The sequence below is a fragment of the Marininema mesophilum genome (genome assembly GCF_900106775.1).
Taxonomy (GTDB): Bacteria; Bacillota; Bacilli; order Thermoactinomycetales; family DSM-45169; genus Marininema; species Marininema mesophilum.
Window position 1 is genome coordinate 99,605 of the sequence record NZ_FNNQ01000004.1, and the last position, 16,928, is coordinate 116,532.

A 16,928-nucleotide genomic window follows, 5' to 3' on the forward strand; every position below is an offset into this window, starting at 1 on the left:
TGAAAAAGGTGACCAATATGGCCGCCTTTTTTATTTTGTGATTTTTTCTATTCCTTCCGTCCTCAGTTGGAATAATCATCCTTGCCATCGTTCAGACTATGGAGTACGAAGATAGGAGGGGTTACGCGATGCGTTCACGTGTATGCTTGGTGACGCTCTTGATCTTTTTTTGTTGTCCTTTGTTCATGCCATCAACGGCCTGGGCCGCAAAGGCGAGTGAAGGAGGGTTAGCTCCTTTGTCTAAGTCTGCCTTGTTATTGGATGCAGACACGGGCACTGTTCTCTATGAAAAAAATAGCCGTGAGCGATTAGCTCCTGCTAGCATCACGAAAATCATGACGATGCTTTTAGTGATGGAAGGGATAGATTCACAAAAGATCTCCTACAATGACCCTGTACGTGTAAGTGAACGAGCGGCTTCGATGGGGGGCTCCCAGATCTTTCTTGAGCCCGGTGAAACGATGAAATTAAATGAACTGCTTAAAGGGGTGGCGATTGGAAGTGCCAATGATGCCTCTGTTGCGCTGGCAGAACATATCTCAGGAACCGAAGAGGGCTTTGTTGCGCAAATGAATAAACGGGCGCAGGAGCTTGGAATGAAGGATACCCATTTCCAAAATCCCAACGGTTTATCTGCCCCTGAACATTACAGTACAGCCCAGGACATTGCGATTATGTCACGGGAATTATTGAAGTATCCAGCTATCACGAAGTACACACGTATTTACGAGGATCATTTACGCAAGGGATCGAAAAATCCCTTTTGGTTAGTTAATACCAATCGGTTGGTAAAGTTTTATCAGGGGATGGATGGGATAAAAACAGGCTTTACCTCCGAGGCGAAATTTTGTCTTTCAGCAACCGCGAAGCGAAAGAATTTTCGCGTGATTGCTGTGGTGATGGGAGCCCCAAATGGGAAAACACGCAATCAGGAAATCACCCGGATGCTCAACTTTGCCTTTAGTCAATACATCAATCATGTGGTGTATAAACAAGGAGAAAAGATCACTACGTTGCATGTGGACAAGGGACAACAAAATCGGATCATTTTCCGGGCCCCCCATCAATTTAGTTTGGTGATCAAAAAAGGGGAAGATCCAAAGGGCTATGTGAAGCGAATGGAATGGCGTAAGCTGAAAGCCCCGCTTAAGAAGGGTCAGCCCATCGGCAGTATTCATGTCGAAAAAGGGGGGCGTGAAGTGGTACGAATGGATCTGGCCGCAGGTCGTGATATCCCTCGTGCCGGTACTTGGACACTGATGAAGAGGTCATTAAAGTGGATGTTCTTCCTTCCTGAGGACGTGGAACCCTCCGAGGTGAACCCCTCATAAATCCTTCGACAGTATCGGGAAAGTCCTGGCGGGCTTTCCCGATTTTTTGGTTCTTTTGTCAACTAGAAGGAACCTACCCAGTAATCGTAGAAAACATAAGGATCAAGTCAGTCAAAGCGAGGGGGAAGGAACTACATGGGTCTGTATGTCGATGTGGCTCGTAGACGGAGCGTTCTGATTGTCCGTCTCTCTGGGGAACTGGATCATCATACTGCCACTCAAGTACGCCAACGGTTGGAGAATGAGTTGTCGAAGGAGATTGACACAAATCTCGTTCTTAATCTGGAGGATCTCACCTTTATGGACAGTTCTGGTCTTGGTGTCGTGTTGGGGCGATATCGTCAGATTTCACAGTTAGGTGGTCAGATGGCTGTTTGTTCCGTACAACCCTCTATTCACCGGTTATTTGAAATGTCTGGATTATTTAAAGTTTTCTCCTTCTATGAGAATGAGGAGCAAGCGATTCAAGCTTGTGGGGTGGCATCATGAGTGAAGTACATAAAAACTTTATGGAGCTTTCCTTCGCCAGTCGGTCAGAAAATGAATCCTTTGCTAGGGTAGCCGTTGCCTCTTTTATCTCCCAACTGGACCCTACCATGGAGGAGTTGACAGATATTAAAACGGTTGTCTCAGAAGCAGTGACCAATGCCGTCATTCATGGCTACGAAGAGAAAACAGATGGTGTCATTACGATTCGTACTTACATGGAAGGGCATAAGGTTTCAATTGAAATTGTAGATCAAGGCCTAGGTATCGATAATGTGGACGAGGCAAGACAACCTCTCTACACATCGAAACCCGAGCTAGAACGCTCAGGGATGGGCTTTACGATTATGGAAAATTTTATGGATGAAGTGACTGTCGAAAGTCAAGCAGGTCAAGGTACAAAAATCCAACTAGTCAAGCATTTAAAAACCCATCAGCAAACGATACAACACTAGGGGCGGCGCCTATGGAATCTGATGTACGTAATTCCCGTCACCCGCACTTGTCTGATACAGAAGTGAAAAAGTTGATTCGACAAAGTCAAGAAGGGGATGCAGCATCACGGGATCGGTTAGTTAGCCATAACATTCGACTCGTGTGGTCTGTAGTTCAGCGATTCTTGAATCGAGGATATGAGGCGGAAGATTTATTTCAAATCGGATGTATCGGTCTGTTAAAAGCAGTGGACAAGTTTGACTTAAGTTACGATGTGAAATTTTCCACCTATGCTGTTCCTATGATCATTGGAGAAATTCAGCGTTTCTTACGAGATGATGGGATGGTGAAGGTGAGCCGATCCCTCAAGGAATTGTCCAATCGAGTTCGCAAGGCGAAGGATGATTTAACAAAGAGGTTGGGTCGTTCCCCAACCGTGCACGAACTAGCTGAAACAATGGGAGTAACCGCCGAAGAGATCGTGTTTGCACAGGAAGCTAATCGCGCTCCTACATCGATCCATGAGACGGTCTATGAAAACGATGGCGATCCAATCACTTTGATGGATCAGATTGCCGATGAGTCTCAAACAGCTTGGTTTGATAAACTCGCTCTAAAAGAAGCGATCAATCGTTTGAATGAGCGAGAGCGTTTAATCGTTTACTTACGTTTCTTTAAGGATCAAACTCAATCAGAAGTGGCAGAGCGATTGGGGATTTCTCAGGTTCAGGTCTCTCGGCTCGAAAAAAAGATTATTCGTCGGATTCGTGATGAGATCGATGAGGATGAGATGTGAAGCATCGTCCCTCCAGCAGGGGCGATGCTTTTTTGTATGGGATTTTTTAAGAGGACGCATACTAATGATGCGACAGGGTTGAGGGGGGATGCCATGTGGCGATCACAAGGGTGTATGTGCAGATGAGAAAGCGGATTACAGCCATCCCCGGGCAAGTTCTTCGTATTAAAGACGTCGCACGGCTCTTAGCAGATGGAGAGGAGAAGGCTTTAGAGGATCTTCCTGTCTTTCGCTATGATCAAGATCTAGGCAACCTAGCCGTTGTAGATTTGATGGATGTACTAGCTGTCCTTCGGCGGACCAATGAAGGAATTCGTGTTGAGAGTGTAGGGCTTACTCACACGATCATCGAGATGAAAAAGGACCGTAAGGTTCCAGTGCTTTTGTATGTCTGCTTGGTATGGCTACTGCTATTCATCGGTTCGGGTCTTGCGATTATGAATTTCCATACGGATGTAAGTATGAGAGATGTTCATCAACGGATCTATTACCTGATGACTGGAATGAATAATAGCCATCCACTGATTATGCAGATTCCCTATTCCTTTGGTATCGGGCTCGGGATGCTTTTGTTTTTTAATCATCTATTTAATCGGAAGTTTAATGAAGAACCGAGTCCCCTTGAATTAGAAGTATTTCTTTATCAGGAGAATATGGATCAGTATGTAATTGATCATGAGAAAACGAAAAAAAATGGGAAGGGTGCTCCCGATGGACGTGATCCATAATACACTGCTAGCCTTTATCGGTCTGGCAGGGGGGCTCGCTGTTGGTAGTGGGTTAGTCGCTTTCCTTACCGTACTGGATATCATTCCACGGCTAACGGTAATCACACGGACACGGCGGTTTATTCGCACCTATGAACACTCACTGATTTTAGGTACAGTGGGAGCGACGTGGATGGACTTTTTTGGCTGGACGATTCACCTATCCCCGATGGGTTTGATACCTATCGGATTAATTGCAGGATGTTTTATTGGTCTATTAGCCGCAGCATTGACAGAAGTAATCAATGTATTACCCATTCTTGCCAAGCGCATTCGTCTGCAAGATCATTTGTTGTATCTTCTCATGGCTATGGTATTAGGCAAAGTAGTGGGGTCGTTGTTTCAGTGGATAGTATATACGGTGCACTGATCAATTTCACTTCGTGTAAAAAGAGGAGTGCGATTCTGATGAATATATCTAAAATTGTTGAGCTAAGGAGGAGGCAAGAAGATGGGGTCATTTTTGACAGCGTTTCTTATCGGGGGCCTGATTTGTGTCATCGGTCAAATAATTTTGGATTTGACGCCCTTGACCCCGGCCCATGTATTGAGTGGGATGGTCGTCGCTGGAGCCATTTTATCCGGTTTTGATCTTTATCAGCCCTTGATCGAATTTGCAGGAGCAGGAGCGACCGTGCCCATTACAAGTTTTGGCCATTCCCTTGTCAAAGGGGCTTTACAAGAAGCGAAGGAAGATGGATTAATCGGCGTTTTGTCCGGGATCTTCCAAGTAACGAGTGCAGGGATCTCGGCGGCGATTATTTTTGGATTTTTTACAGCGGTGATTTTTCGACCAAAGGGATAAATCTCTAAAAGAAATGGGTAAAATTACCTTGGCAGAGAGAACGTGAATGTGATATTCTCCAAGGAACAAAATAAGATCGGCTCTGAATGAGTAGAGGAGCGAGGACGCATCAGTATCTTTCCGGAGAAGGGCATCGATGATGGGAGGAGAAAGGGCGACTCGCCGAAGCGTGGGCGGATGCCAAATCCGTTATGCTGATCCCCTGAGTGAAAAACCCGGGGATTGCCGTAGCAAGTAAGTTACGGAGAGCTACCATCAGGATGATGGCGTTCTAGCAACAGACGCATACTCGTCCGTTGCTTTTTTGTATTTGTATGAAAAAAAGGGAGAGAGGAGACAATCATGTATCTACATGGCACCAGTCGGATTAATGAACAAGGACATCTAGAAATTGGAGGGTGCGATACCGTTAAGCTAGCGGAACAGTTTGGCACTCCTTTATATATGGTAGATGAAGCGCACATCCGCAATCGGATGCGTCAGTTTGTTACTGCTTTTCAAAAAACGGGTCTTGCTTTTCAAGTCGCCTATGCAAGTAAAGCCTTTAGCACACTGGCAATGAATCGGATTGTAGAAGAAGAAGGTCTCCTCCTCGACGTGGTATCCGATGGGGAACTCTACACCGCTTTACAGGCTGGCTTTCCTCCAGATCGGATTTATTTTCATGGCAACAATAAGACCCTTTCAGAATTAGAAATGGCATTAGAAGTAGGCGTGGGACTCTTTGTGGTGGATAATTTTACAGAATTATCCTTGTTGGATCGACTAGCTACTACCCGGGGGAGCAAAGCGCGCATTCTCCTTCGTACGACGCCAGGGGTGGAGGCCCACACCCACGATTATATCCAGACGGGGCAGGAGGATTCTAAGTTTGGTTTTGACTATCTAAGTGGCCAGGTGTTTCAGGCTGCACAGCTTGCCCTTTCCTCGAGTGGATTAGAGCTGCTGGGTTTTCACTGTCATATAGGTAGCCAGATCTTTGAGACGGAAGGTTTCTCCCTTGCTATTGGGAAAATGGCCGATCTATGTAAAGAGTGCCAGAACTCCTTGGGTTTTCAGACGAAGGTGTTGAATGTTGGAGGCGGTTTTGGGATTCGATATAACGACAGGGATCAACCTCTACCTGTTGCAAAGTATGTAGAAGCAATCGAACGTGGCGTTCGCATAGGGTTTCATGGGATGGATATCCCTGAGATCTGGGTAGAGCCTGGCCGCAGTATCGTCGGAGAAGCAGGAACCACACTCTATACTGTAGGAACGATGAAAGAGGTTCCAGGAGTGCGGAAATATATTTCAGTTGATGGAGGAATGAACGATAACCCTCGTCCAGCACTTTACCAAGCAAACTATGAAGCGATGCTTGCTAACCGAGGAGCAGAACCTGTAGCGGAAACGGTATCGGTTGCGGGGAAGCTTTGTGAGAGTGGAGATATGTTGATCTGGGATGTATCTCTTCCTCAAGTGAAAAATGGGGATCTACTTGCGGTTAGTTGTACAGGTGCCTACAATTACTCCATGGCCAATAACTACAATCGGGTGCGACGCCCAGCTGTTGTATTTCTTCGCGAAGGAGTGGCGGATCTGATCGTACGCCGGGAAAGTTTGGCGGATCTCTTGCAAAATGATCAATTGCCCGAGCGATTGAAAAGAAAAGAAGTATCCGTTACTGACAAAGATGCAGTATTGGAAACAGAGGGATGAGGATTCGAGTGCTAGGCTACGAAGAGGTTCGGGTCGATTTTCTCAGATAATAATTTCGTTGAATTAGAAAGAAGCATTTGTTCTCTTTGAACAAATGCTTCTTTCTGTTTGCTAATGTCAACACCGAACTGCCAAGTATGGGATTGGCAAAATATCACTTCTCTCCTGAGAAAAATAAATCAAAAAAATAAAAAATAAGCATTGACCAGATGGTCAATGCAACATACAATACTATTGACCAACCGGTCAATAGTATTGTTAACTCTAACGAAGATTAACAATACGGGGAGGTTATTCGAGTGCCAGATGTAACAAATATGCCGCCAAATAAAAGAGAAGCCGTACTTCAGGCGGCTATTGAAGAATTTGCAGAACGGGGGTATGAGCAAGGGTCGACGAATCGAATTATTCAACAATCAGGGATTTCTAAAGGGCTACTATTTCATTACCTGGGTAGTAAAAAAAATGTGTACCTTTTCGCACTGGATTATTGTATTCAATATTATGTCGACCATATATACGCCAAAATTGACGATCCATCACCCGATATCATTCAACGTATTTTGCAGATTAGTCTCCTAAAAACACGGATGTATTCTAGTACTCCTGTGATGTATCGCATGGTTGTTACCGCGTTTGTAGACACTCCCCCTGAGTTGAACGAGGAGATGACCGCCCGAAATGAAAAGCTATACGAGGATCATTTTCAACGTTTGATGTTAGACGGCATTGACTTTACTTGTTTTCGTAAAGAAGTGGATGTGCAAAAAGGGATCGAACTTCTCTTTTCTGCTATGGAAGTAATGTCTAAAAAATTGATGGACAGTTATTTAGAGAAAGAAGATCGTGGGTTAGGGGATATGGAAAAATTTCACGAAGAATTAAAGGAATATCTTGAAATCTTTCGGTATGGTCTATATCAACAGTAGGAACAAAGAAAGGATGAGAGCTATGTCATTCTTTACTCGATTTAGTATCCGTAATGTTGCTGCTGTCATGATCTTGGCCTTATTGGTGACGGTGGGTGGAGTTTATGCTACCACCCAATACAATAAGGAAGCGATGCCAGATATTGCGATTCCTTTTTTATATGTGACGGAAGTGAACCCAGGGGCTTCCCCTCAGGAAATGCAAAATGAAGTAACTCTTCCCCTAGAAAAGGCGTTGAAAAACGTTGACGGTGTGAAGGCTGTTTATTCTGATTCTTCTGCTAATGTGTCAAGTTTACGACTGGAATTTGAATTTGGCGAAGATATGAGTGCTATGAAGTCTCGGGTAGAAGAAGTGCTGTCAGGAGTTTCCTTACCATCTGAGGCAGAAAAGCCGAAGGTTAGCCAGATTACGATGGATACCCAGCCGATTATTTATAGTGCAGTAACTGCCAAAGATGGCCAAAGCCTAAAGGATCTACAAAGGTTGGTTCATGATCGGATTGTGCCAACGTTACGAGGTGTAGATGGAGTAGGCGATGTTCAAATTTTGGGCACGATGCCTGAGGATATCTATATCCGTCCCAATCTTGAAAAATTAAAGGAAAAACAAATTCCTCTACAACAACTGATTCAAACCTTAAAAGGATCCAATATTGATCTGCCTGCCGGTCAAATTAAAGTAGATGGAAAGAAAAATCCCGTGCAGGTTAAAGGCCGGGCTGCATCGACTGACGATTTGAAAAAACAGCTGATTTCTCCTATAGGAAAAGTAGAGCTACAGGATGTAGCGAAGGTGACTAGGGGTTCAGGAGAGGCAGAATCCCTAACCCGCATTCAAGGAAAGCCAAGCATCGCAGTCAATGTAACAAAGAATAATGATGCGAACGCGGTAGAAGTGGCTGAAAAGGTGAAGAAAGAGATCGCTGCCTACACCAAGAGTACCAATGGTATTGACGTAAACATCATCTATGATCAGTCCAAGGATATCAAGAAATCAGTAGAGGGCATGACTCGGGAAGCGGGTCTTGGGGCACTCTTTGCTAGTCTCTTGATACTTTTGTTCCTTAGAAATATCCGGGCAACCTTTATCGCGATTGTCAGTATTCCCCTTTCCATATTCCTCGCCCTTGCTTTGTTGAAATACATGGTGCCTGATCTTACTCTCAACATTATGACCTTAGGTGGAATCGCAATCGCCGTCGGGCGGGTGATTGATGATAGCATCGTCGTCATCGAAAATATTGTCCGCCGATTGCAGAGTGAAGAGGTGTCCCAGAAGCTGATAATCGATGCAACCAAGGAAGTAGGAACAGCGATTACAGCCTCTACGTTAACGACGGTGGCTGTATTTGCTCCTCTGGCCTTGGTAGGTGGATTTATCGGTCAGATTACTACTCCTTTTGCTTTAATAGTGGTTAGTTCATTACTCGCCTCTTTACTTATCGCAGTATCCGTAGTACCCGCCCTTGCCTATCTGCTGATGCGTCGCTCCGTCCCTAAGACGAAAAAGGAAATGCGGATTAGTAACGGATATCGGAAAATTTTAAGGTGGACGCTTAATCACAAGGTGATTACGTTGATTCTTGCCACTCTCATATTTCTAGGGAGCCTACCACTCGCAGGATTAACCGGATTTACTTTTATGCCAGAACAAGAAGAGAAGTTTCTCGTTCTGAACCTGAAAATGCCCCAGGGTACGGATATTGAGAAGCTAAAGGATGAGGCATTACAGTTAGATCAGAAAATACGCAAGGAGAAAGACGTCGAGCTTTCACAAGTAATGATCGGTTCCCCTGAAGGGGAGTTGGATGTTTTCTCCATGTCAACGGATGGGGCAAAGGCCAACTGGCTGGTGAAACTTCGCTCCGATGCCGATACAAAGGCATGCATGAAACAGTTGAAGAAAATATTGAAGCCAAAGGATAAACGGGCACGGTTTATCGTACAAGATCAAGAAAGTACTTCCGGATCCGCAGCACCGATCATGATTACCGTCACAGGTAAGTCAGAGAAGAGCATCACAGAAGCAACAAAAAAAGTAACCAATTTGGTGAAGGGATTAGAGGGAGCGGATAACGTCGACAATACCCTAGTCTCCATGATGAATGGAATCGATGTAACGATCCGGGATGAGGATGCATTGAAATATGGATTGACGACTGCTCAAGCAACCAGTTTCATTCGTCCATATTTATCTGGAGAAGAGGTAGGCAAAGTCGGCTCAGCTGGTAATTTGCAACCAGTAAAGATGCAACTAGCAGCCAAGGACATGAATCAGTTACAAGATATTAAAGAGTTAGAATTATCGACTCCAAACGGAAAGAAAGTGAAGCTCAAAGAGATTGCTGATGTAAAAAAGGTAACCTACCCAGCGGTTCTCCAGTTACGAAACGGAGAGAAGTATGCAACGATCTCGGGTGATATCATAAAAGAGAATACGGGTGGCGTACTGCTAGATTTACAGGCAAAGCTTAATAAACTGAAACTGGCGGATGATGTGAAGGTTACCCTTGGTGGAAGTAATGAGCAGATTACGGAATCCTTTAAGGATTTAGGGATCGCTATCCTGCTTGCCATCGGGTTAGTCTTTATCGTCATGATGATCGCCTTTGGTGAAGGAAGAGCTCCCTTTGCGATTCTCTTCTCCCTCCCCTTTGCTATCACGGGTGCATTGTTAGGTAATTTTATCGCAGGCCAGCCGATATCTTCTGCTAGTTTTATCGGGATGTTGATGTTGGTGGGGATTGTGGTTACCAATGCCATTGTGTTAGTGGATCGGATTCAACAACAGATGAGAAAGGGACTTACGATTCGTCAGGCGATATTGGAAGCTGGGGGAACCCGTCTACGCCCCGTGTTGATCACGGCGATCACGACGATCTGCTCTTTGCTGCCACTTGCTGTAGGAATAGGCGAAGGGGCTATTATTTCAAAAGGGTTGGCAGTCGTTGTGATTGGTGGCTTAATCGCTTCTACCATCCTCACGCTAGTCATCGTGCCTATTGTTTATGAACTCTTACACCGTAAAGAACGAAAAGCGGAAAAGAAGAGTCAACTGGATAACGGAATCCCTGGTTAACTTGCTTGCGAATCAACAAAGATCCCTGATGACAGGATGGTGAGAATTCGCCATGGATGCATCAGGGATCTTTGCCATGTAAACTATGAAGAAATTGTGCCTCTTTCCCTTCGGTTCCATGGGTATGGTAGAGCCTATGGTAAGATGATACTGAGAATGGACCGATTTAAAAGGAGAAATGGCGATATGAAACGACTACTTCGCATCCTGGCTGTTTTTGCTTCTGTTGGCAACTTTATCATTCTGATCCAGGGGGCAGTGGTGACTAAAACGGGTTCAGGTGAGGGATGTGGGAACACCTGGCCATTCTGTTATGGAGAAGTGTTTCCTACTTACCAGACATTAGAGTTATGGATTGAATATAGTCATCGCATCGTATCAGGAATGGTTGGTATGTTAGTAGTGGCACTGACCATTTTAGCTTGGCTCACGTATCGGCGAGAGGGCAGTGTTAAACTATTCGCCTCCGCTAGTTTGTTTTTCATCCTATTACAAGGATTGATGGGGGCTGCTGCCGTAGTATGGAGTCAATCCCAAGCCGTTCTCGCGCTACACTTTGGATTATCCCTGCTGTCCTTTGCTTCCTCCACCCTGCTCTGTATCGTTCTTTATCAATTGAAACGATCGGGTGAGACGGTAGCTAAAGAGCAAGCAGATGTTTCCCAAGGGTTAAAATTAGGGATATGGGGACTAGCTGTCTATACATATTTCGTCGTTTACACAGGAGCATTCGTCCGTCATATGGGCGCTAGCCTAGCATGCTCCGAGTGGCCGCTTTGTGGGGGAGCATGGTTACCGGATATGACAACCCCTCAGGGAATTCAACTGATGCATCGGTTCTTTGCCGGCCTCCTCTTCTTCATGGTACTGTGGTTGCTGATCGCTATCTATAAGCGATATCCAAAACGTGGAGATTTAAAGCGGGGTGCTTGGATCGCCTTTCTCCTCGTATTAGCCCAGGTATTTACGGGTGGTCTAATTGTCCTGACTCAGTTGGAACTGTTAATTGCACTTCTGCACACCACACTGATCGCCGCCTTTTTTGCTTCACTCTGCTATCTTGCGATGCAGGTAGGCTCACCTTGGCAAAAAAATAGGTTGCCTAATTCGTCATCTGAGAAGTAAAAGCTTTATATACTACAGCACATCTCCTTGCACATAGACACTTTGCAACAGGTATTATATAATTACTTGGTAAGATGACCATGGAATGAACCACCGTGTGTCTCTGTCAATCCTTCGGGGCGGGGTGAAATTCCCCACCGGCGGTGATGGCTAGATATAGCCTCAGTCCGTGACCCGCGTTATGCGGTTGACCCGGTGCAACTCTGGGACCGACAGTGAGAGTCTGGATGGGAGAAGGATGAACAGGACAGATGCAAGGTGTCTGATGAACCCACATCCATGAAAAGAGATGATGGGGGCAGTCTGCCCTCTTCTCTGAGATGATGTGAGAGCAAAAGGACTTCGTCAAATTGGCGAGGTCTCTCCCACTATGGTTTGCAGGCAGGCGTCTTTCTTGTCCTATCCACAAAAAGCCCCGATCGCGGGCTTTTTTTGTTGTATTGATACTTTCTAAAAAAGAGGATGTGAGGCGATGGTTGGCGATCATAATGAAGAATGGATGCGTTTTGCTCTATCCTTAGCACAATCAGCGCAGGGGCAAACATCGCCTAATCCTATGGTAGGTGCAGTTGCAGTAAAGGAAGGGCGCTTGATCGGTTTTGGAGCTCACTTACGAGCAGGAACTCCCCATGCTGAGGTTCATGCCTTGGATATGGCAGGAGAGCAGGCGAAGGGATGTACGTTGTATGTTACGTTGGAGCCGTGCAACCACTATGGGCGGACTCCACCCTGTACTAAGAAAATAATTGATTCCGGTGTTAAACGCGTGGTGGTAGGTTGTCTTGATCCTGATCATCGGGTAGCCGGTCAAGGCCTTATCCGTCTCCGCGAAGCGGGCGTGGAAATCATTGAGGGGGTATTGAATACAGATTGCCTTCAACTTAATGAGGCATATTTTCATCATCGGAAAACGGGACTCCCCTTTGTCACCCTAAAAACGGCAGTAACCTTAGATGGAAAAACGGCAACGGTCTCTGGTGACAGCCGTTGGATTACCGGAGATGCCGCTCGGTTGGAGGTACATCGACTACGTCATACCCATGATGCTGTTTTGGTGGGATCGGGTACAGTACTAGCGGATCGACCTCAATTGACAACCCGCTTACCAGGAGGGGGAGTTAACCCGATACGGGTGGTGATCGATAGCCGGTTGCAACTTTCCTTGGATACTCCTGTAGCCGATGTTTCGGAGGTTCCTACCTGGGTATTTTGTACAGAAGAAGCAGATGAAAAGCGAGAACAGGCGCTGATTGAACGTGGTCTCCGTGTCTTCCGAACAGGAGGTAGCCCTCGAGTCGATTTGCATAAGGTTTTCCAAAGGTTAGGACAAGAGGAGATCATGTCCGTGTTGACGGAGTGTGGCGGGGAGTTGAATGCTACTCTCCTTCAAGGAGGCCACGTTAATCAGGTAAAAGTTTTTCTCGCTCCTAAGTTACTAGGTGGAAAAGAGAGTGAGACAGCATTAGAAGGAGAAAATCCCTTGAAAATGGCGGATGCGATGCGTCTAACGGATGTCGAGGTCGCTCATTTTGGTGAGGATATTTGTATCACTGGAAAGCCAGATCATGGTGCGAAGGGAGTGAACTGCTGATGTTTACTGGTTTGGTAGAAGAAGTAGGGCGAATCCAAAAGCTCGACCGCAAAGGGATGGCGATGCGCTTATCGGTAGAGGCGAAAAAAGTGCTAGAGGGTGTAGCTATCGGGGATAGTATTGCTGTGAATGGTGTCTGTCTTACGGTAACCGACTTCGATAAGGATGCCTTTGCTGTCGATGTTATGCCAGAGACGATGAAAAAATCCAACCTCGGTCGACTGAGACCAGGGTCTGCGGTAAACCTCGAGCGTGCATTGGCAGTAGGAGATCGACTAGGGGGACACTTTGTTCAAGGGCATGCGGATGGAGTTGGAAAGATTCGCTCCCGCCAACCGGTGGAGAACGCAGTCCTTTTTCATATTAGTGTCCCAAAAGAGCTGACCCGGACGATGGTGGATAAAGGTTCGGTGGCGGTGAATGGCATTAGTCTTACCTTGGTAACTGTAGAAAAGGAAGGGTTTGCTGTTTCGATTATTCCCCATACCTTAGAGCATACCCAGCTTGTCCATGCGCAGCCTGGGGATGAGGTGAACATCGAAATAGACATGCTTGGGAAAGTAGTGGCTAAGCTCATCGGTGAGGGACGTACGGAGATGACAGCGGAAAGCCTGCGCAACTTTGGCTTTTAAATAAAGGATTTCTACTATAGCATGGGGAGGGATGGACAATGCGACCCTTTAATAGGATTGAGGAAGCGATTACTGAATTAAGCCAGGGCCGTGTGATCATCGTGGTGGATGATGAGGATAGAGAAAACGAAGGGGACTTCGTTGCCTTAGCAGAGAAAGCGAGTCCTGAGGTAATCAATTTTATGGTTACCCATGGTAGAGGACTTGTCTGTACCCCGATACCAGAGGAACGAGCATTGCAATTGGATTTACCTCCGATGGTGAGTCGTAATACAGATAGCCACGGCACGGCCTTTACCGTCTCCATCGATCATCACTCTTGTACGACGGGGATCTCTGCTCATGAGCGATCAGCAACCATTCAAGCGATGATCGATCACAGTAGTAAAGCGGAGGACTTTCATCGCCCTGGACACATCTTCCCCTTGATAGCGAAAAATGGTGGCGTACTTCGTCGCGCAGGACATACAGAGGCAGGAGTAGACCTGGCACGTCTGTGTGGAGCTTATCCAGCAGCGGTGATCTGTGAAGTGATGAAGGAAGATGGTTCTATGGCTCGGGTGCCTGACCTGATGGAATTAGCTGATAAACATCAGTTGAAAATGATTACGATCCAGGATTTGATTCAGTATCGCAATCGGAAGGATAAGTTGGTCGAACGGGTGGTAGAGACACGGCTTCCAACGGAGTTTGGGGAGTTCACCGCAGTAGGCTATAAGAATGACGTGGATGATAAAGAGCATATCGCCTTGGTGAAGGGGGAAATTGACCCGGATCAACCAGTAATGGTGCGTGTTCACTCCGAATGTTTAACAGGAGATGTATTTGGTTCTCATCGTTGTGACTGTGGACCCCAACTCCATGCTGCCCTCAGCCAAATTGAAAAGGAAGGGCGCGGTGTCCTTCTTTATATGAGACAAGAGGGGCGGGGTATTGGACTGATCAATAAACTAAAGGCTTATAAGCTTCAAGAAGAGGGCATGGATACCGTGGAGGCCAACTTGGAATTAGGCTTTCGTCCGGATCTACGTGAGTATGGGATTGGTGCTCAGATTTTGCGGGATCTTGGTGTGAAGAAGATGCGATTATTGACCAACAACCCTCGTAAAATCACGGGGCTTAAGGGGTATGACCTTGAGGTAACAGAAGTTTTACCCATTCAGATGGCCGCGATCAAGGATAATGAAAAGTATCTGAGGACGAAAAAGAGTAAACTGGGACATATGCTCCATTTCTAAATAAAAGGAGAGAGTTTATCAATGACGAAAGTATATGAAGGCAAATTAACGGCTGAGGGTTTACGTATTGGTATTGTTGTCGGTCGTTTCAATGAATTGATAACAGGAAAATTGTTGGCAGGCGCCCAGGATGCCCTGCGTCGTCATGGAGCCAATGACGCGGATGTAGAGGTTGCTTGGGTACCTGGGGCCTTTGAAATTCCTTTGATTGCAGACACGATGGCAGCATCCGGTCGTTTTGATGCGGTGATCACCCTAGGAGCGGTTATCCGTGGGTCGACGCCTCATTTTGACTATGTGTGTAATGAAGCCGCTAAGGGAGTTAGTGCAACCTCTCTGAAGCATGGGTTGCCTGTGATCTTCGGTATATTGACTACCGATACAATCGAGCAAGCTATAGAACGTGCAGGTACTAAAGCAGGTAATAAAGGCTGGGAAGCTGCGGCGGCTGCGATTGAGACTGCTAATGTGAAGCGGGAATTGACAAAGGTCTCTAAAGGTTAAAAAAGCGATCGAGGAGGGAAAGCTGGACTGTGGATGTCAAGATCAAGCTGGATATGTTTGAAGGCCCACTCGACCTCCTCTTACATTTGATTGATAAAGCAGAGGTAGATGTCACAGAGATCCCCATCGCCCATATAACGGATCAGTATATGGAAGTTTTATCGGCGACACAGGAACTACAACTGGATGTGGCTAGTGAGTTTTTGGTGATGGCAGCAACACTATTGGCGATCAAAAGCAGGATGTTACTTCCACGGGCAGAGCCGGTTGAATTAACAGATATGTTCGGCGATGAAGAGGGTGGATTAGATCCTCGGGAAGAGCTTATCCAGCGGCTACTGGAGTATAAACGCTACAAACGATTATCGGATAACCTGCGCGAATGGGAAGAATCACGAAGCCAAGTATACACACGCCTTCCGATGGATCTCTCTCCTTATGCGCCTACAGAGAACCCTCTCCAAGGCGTGACACCAGAGGACTTACTCCAATACTTCGTAGATGCTCTCACGAATCGAGTGGAGAAGGAAACCGACTTTACTGAGATGAGTCGGGAGGAGATTTCTGTGAGTGACCGGATGGAGGAGATTGCGCTTCGGGTTCTAAAGGAGGGAGGCAGGCTTCGTTTCTCTCAGCTTCTTCAGTGGGAACGGTTAACCAAAGAACGGGTGGTTACCACCTTTTTGGCGATCCTTGAGCTAATGAAGACCCATCGTGTGAAAATACAGCAACATCACTTATTTTCAGATATGGAAATTGAAGCGAAACCTGCGGGAGGAGGTCCCTCTATTGGATAACATGAAAGCAGTCATCGAAGGGCTCCTCTTTGCTGCCGGTGATGAAGGATTAAAGGTAGGAGAGATTGCTGAGATCATTGACCTGGATCATCGAAAAGTTTGTGCTCTATTGAAAGAGATGATCCAGGAGTGGAAAGAAGCTGGACGTGGGTTGCGAATTGTGGAAATGGCCCATGTGTATCAACTGACTACATTACCAGAGCATCAACAATATTTTGAAGGGTTAGCCTCCTCTCCCACTCGATCCCAGCTTTCTCGGGCTGCGCTTGAGACCTTAGCCATTATCGCCTATCGACAACCGATCATCCGCGTAGATGTGGAAGAGATCCGCGGGGTGAAATGTGAAAAGATCATCTACTATTTGAAACGAAAAGGGTTGGTCAAGGATGTGGGGCGTGCAGAAGGTGTTGGTCGTCCGATCCTGTATGGCACATCCCGGGAATTCCTCGATTATTTCGGACTTTCCCGCATTGAAGAACTGCCCCCAGCAGACTCTTTATTCAACTGGGCAGAATTGGAGCAAGAGCGGGAGGCGCTCTACCAGCGACTGGGTGTTGAACCGGTTTCCGAAACCACAGAAAACGATGCCTTGGAACCTAAACCTGTCCAAACAGGGGAAGGTAACTAAAGAAAATGAAGCAAAACTAACCCAATATCTCGGAAAATCCCCACCAGTTGTACTCGGTGGGGATTTTTGATCTTCCTCAAG

17 protein-coding genes and 2 riboswitches are annotated in these 16,928 nt (G+C 46.2%); all 17 genes read left to right on the top strand.

What is annotated here, in order from left to right:
• Positions 1 to 128 precede the first annotated feature (128 nt).
• The 17 genes from BLV90_RS05315 to scpB all read left to right on the top strand — a co-directional run bounded on the left by BLV90_RS05315 (position 129) and on the right by scpB (position 16,847).
• Positions 129 to 1,331, top strand: coding sequence for a D-alanyl-D-alanine carboxypeptidase family protein (locus tag BLV90_RS05315; RefSeq protein ID WP_091737370.1), 1,203 nt, complete (start codon positions 129 to 131; stop codon positions 1,329 to 1,331).
• Between the two features lie 135 nt (positions 1,332 to 1,466).
• Positions 1,467 to 1,820 carry an anti-sigma F factor antagonist gene (gene spoIIAA / locus BLV90_RS05320; RefSeq protein ID WP_091737373.1) on the top strand — a complete coding sequence of 118 codons (354 nt, stop codon included), beginning with the start codon at positions 1,467 to 1,469 and terminating at the stop codon, positions 1,818 to 1,820.
• Complete coding sequence (spoIIAB, locus tag BLV90_RS05325) at positions 1,817 to 2,272, top strand: anti-sigma F factor (RefSeq protein ID WP_091737376.1); 456 nt, start codon at positions 1,817 to 1,819, stop codon at positions 2,270 to 2,272. Before spoIIAA ends, spoIIAB begins: the two co-directional genes overlap by 4 nt.
• An 11-nt stretch (positions 2,273 to 2,283) precedes the next feature.
• The gene (sigF, locus tag BLV90_RS05330) at positions 2,284 to 3,048 is read left to right on the top strand and encodes an RNA polymerase sporulation sigma factor SigF (RefSeq protein ID WP_091737380.1); all 765 of its coding nucleotides are present in this window, start codon (positions 2,284 to 2,286) and stop codon (positions 3,046 to 3,048) included.
• Between the two features lie 95 nt (positions 3,049 to 3,143).
• Positions 3,144 to 3,776, top strand: coding sequence for a stage V sporulation protein AA (locus BLV90_RS05335; protein ID WP_245726257.1), 633 nt, complete (start codon positions 3,144 to 3,146; stop codon positions 3,774 to 3,776).
• A complete protein-coding gene (locus BLV90_RS05340; RefSeq protein WP_091737383.1) occupies positions 3,760 to 4,185 on the top strand; it encodes a stage V sporulation protein AB in 426 nt (141 codons plus the stop codon). Before BLV90_RS05335 ends, BLV90_RS05340 begins: the two co-directional genes overlap by 17 nt.
• An 81-nt stretch (positions 4,186 to 4,266) precedes the next feature.
• Complete coding sequence (gene spoVAE, locus BLV90_RS05345; RefSeq protein WP_091737386.1) at positions 4,267 to 4,620, top strand: stage V sporulation protein AE; 354 nt, start codon at positions 4,267 to 4,269, stop codon at positions 4,618 to 4,620.
• 83 nt (positions 4,621 to 4,703) lie between these two features.
• Positions 4,704 to 4,880: riboswitch (Lysine riboswitch) on the top strand.
• Positions 4,881 to 4,962: 82 nt separating this feature from the next.
• Entirely contained in the window at positions 4,963 to 6,321 is a 1,359-nt protein-coding gene (gene lysA, locus BLV90_RS05350) for a diaminopimelate decarboxylase (RefSeq protein WP_091737389.1), read from the top strand.
• A 299-nt stretch (positions 6,322 to 6,620) separates the two neighbouring features.
• Positions 6,621 to 7,250: a TetR/AcrR family transcriptional regulator gene (locus tag BLV90_RS05355; protein ID WP_091737392.1), complete on the top strand. Its 630-nt coding sequence runs from the start codon at positions 6,621 to 6,623 to the stop codon at positions 7,248 to 7,250.
• Between the two features lie 22 nt (positions 7,251 to 7,272).
• Positions 7,273 to 10,332 carry an efflux RND transporter permease subunit gene (locus tag BLV90_RS05360; RefSeq protein ID WP_177167912.1) on the top strand — a complete coding sequence of 1,020 codons (3,060 nt, stop codon included), beginning with the start codon at positions 7,273 to 7,275 and terminating at the stop codon, positions 10,330 to 10,332.
• Positions 10,333 to 10,518: 186 nt separating this feature from the next.
• Positions 10,519 to 11,457 (top strand): COX15/CtaA family protein, encoded by a 939-nt coding sequence (locus BLV90_RS05365; protein ID WP_177167913.1) that lies wholly within the window; start codon positions 10,519 to 10,521, stop codon positions 11,455 to 11,457.
• A 106-nt stretch (positions 11,458 to 11,563) separates the two neighbouring features.
• Positions 11,564 to 11,700, top strand: a riboswitch (FMN riboswitch).
• A gap of 229 nt (positions 11,701 to 11,929) precedes the next feature.
• A complete protein-coding gene (ribD, locus tag BLV90_RS05370) occupies positions 11,930 to 13,048 on the top strand; it encodes a bifunctional diaminohydroxyphosphoribosylaminopyrimidine deaminase/5-amino-6-(5-phosphoribosylamino)uracil reductase RibD (protein WP_091737401.1) in 1,119 nt (372 codons plus the stop codon).
• Positions 13,048 to 13,680, top strand: a complete 633-nt coding sequence (ribE, locus tag BLV90_RS05375) for a riboflavin synthase (RefSeq protein WP_091737404.1) — start codon at positions 13,048 to 13,050, stop codon at positions 13,678 to 13,680. Before ribD ends, ribE begins: the two co-directional genes overlap by 1 nt.
• 38 nt (positions 13,681 to 13,718) lie before the next feature.
• Positions 13,719 to 14,918 (top strand): bifunctional 3,4-dihydroxy-2-butanone-4-phosphate synthase/GTP cyclohydrolase II, encoded by a 1,200-nt coding sequence (locus tag BLV90_RS05380; protein WP_091737407.1) that lies wholly within the window; start codon positions 13,719 to 13,721, stop codon positions 14,916 to 14,918.
• Between the two features lie 21 nt (positions 14,919 to 14,939).
• On the top strand, positions 14,940 to 15,422 hold the full coding sequence (gene ribH / locus BLV90_RS05385) for a 6,7-dimethyl-8-ribityllumazine synthase (protein WP_091737410.1): 483 nt from the start codon (positions 14,940 to 14,942) through the stop codon (positions 15,420 to 15,422).
• Positions 15,423 to 15,451: 29 nt separating this feature from the next.
• Positions 15,452 to 16,219, top strand: a complete 768-nt coding sequence (locus tag BLV90_RS05390) for a segregation and condensation protein A (protein WP_091737413.1) — start codon at positions 15,452 to 15,454, stop codon at positions 16,217 to 16,219.
• Between the two features lies 1 nt (position 16,220).
• Positions 16,221 to 16,847, top strand: a complete 627-nt coding sequence (gene scpB, locus BLV90_RS05395) for an SMC-Scp complex subunit ScpB (RefSeq protein WP_091737776.1) — start codon at positions 16,221 to 16,223, stop codon at positions 16,845 to 16,847.
• Positions 16,848 to 16,928: the final 81 nt, after the last annotated feature.

Coding starts and splice junctions, on each gene's coding strand:
- BLV90_RS05315 (WP_091737370.1), top strand. CDS start 129: ATGCGTTCACGTGTATGCTTGGTGACGCTCTTGATCTTTTTTTGTTGT.
- spoIIAA (WP_091737373.1), top strand. CDS start 1,467: ATGGGTCTGTATGTCGATGTGGCTCGTAGACGGAGCGTTCTGATTGTC.
- spoIIAB (WP_091737376.1), top strand. CDS start 1,817: ATGAGTGAAGTACATAAAAACTTTATGGAGCTTTCCTTCGCCAGTCGG.
- sigF (WP_091737380.1), top strand. CDS start 2,284: ATGGAATCTGATGTACGTAATTCCCGTCACCCGCACTTGTCTGATACA.
- BLV90_RS05340 (WP_091737383.1), top strand. CDS start 3,760: ATGGACGTGATCCATAATACACTGCTAGCCTTTATCGGTCTGGCAGGG.
- spoVAE (WP_091737386.1), top strand. CDS start 4,267: ATGGGGTCATTTTTGACAGCGTTTCTTATCGGGGGCCTGATTTGTGTC.
- lysA (WP_091737389.1), top strand. CDS start 4,963: ATGTATCTACATGGCACCAGTCGGATTAATGAACAAGGACATCTAGAA.
- BLV90_RS05360 (WP_177167912.1), top strand. CDS start 7,273: ATGTCATTCTTTACTCGATTTAGTATCCGTAATGTTGCTGCTGTCATG.
- BLV90_RS05365 (WP_177167913.1), top strand. CDS start 10,519: ATGAAACGACTACTTCGCATCCTGGCTGTTTTTGCTTCTGTTGGCAAC.
- ribD (WP_091737401.1), top strand. CDS start 11,930: ATGGTTGGCGATCATAATGAAGAATGGATGCGTTTTGCTCTATCCTTA.
- ribE (WP_091737404.1), top strand. CDS start 13,048: ATGTTTACTGGTTTGGTAGAAGAAGTAGGGCGAATCCAAAAGCTCGAC.
- BLV90_RS05380 (WP_091737407.1), top strand. CDS start 13,719: ATGCGACCCTTTAATAGGATTGAGGAAGCGATTACTGAATTAAGCCAG.
- ribH (WP_091737410.1), top strand. CDS start 14,940: ATGACGAAAGTATATGAAGGCAAATTAACGGCTGAGGGTTTACGTATT.
- scpB (WP_091737776.1), top strand. CDS start 16,221: ATGAAAGCAGTCATCGAAGGGCTCCTCTTTGCTGCCGGTGATGAAGGA.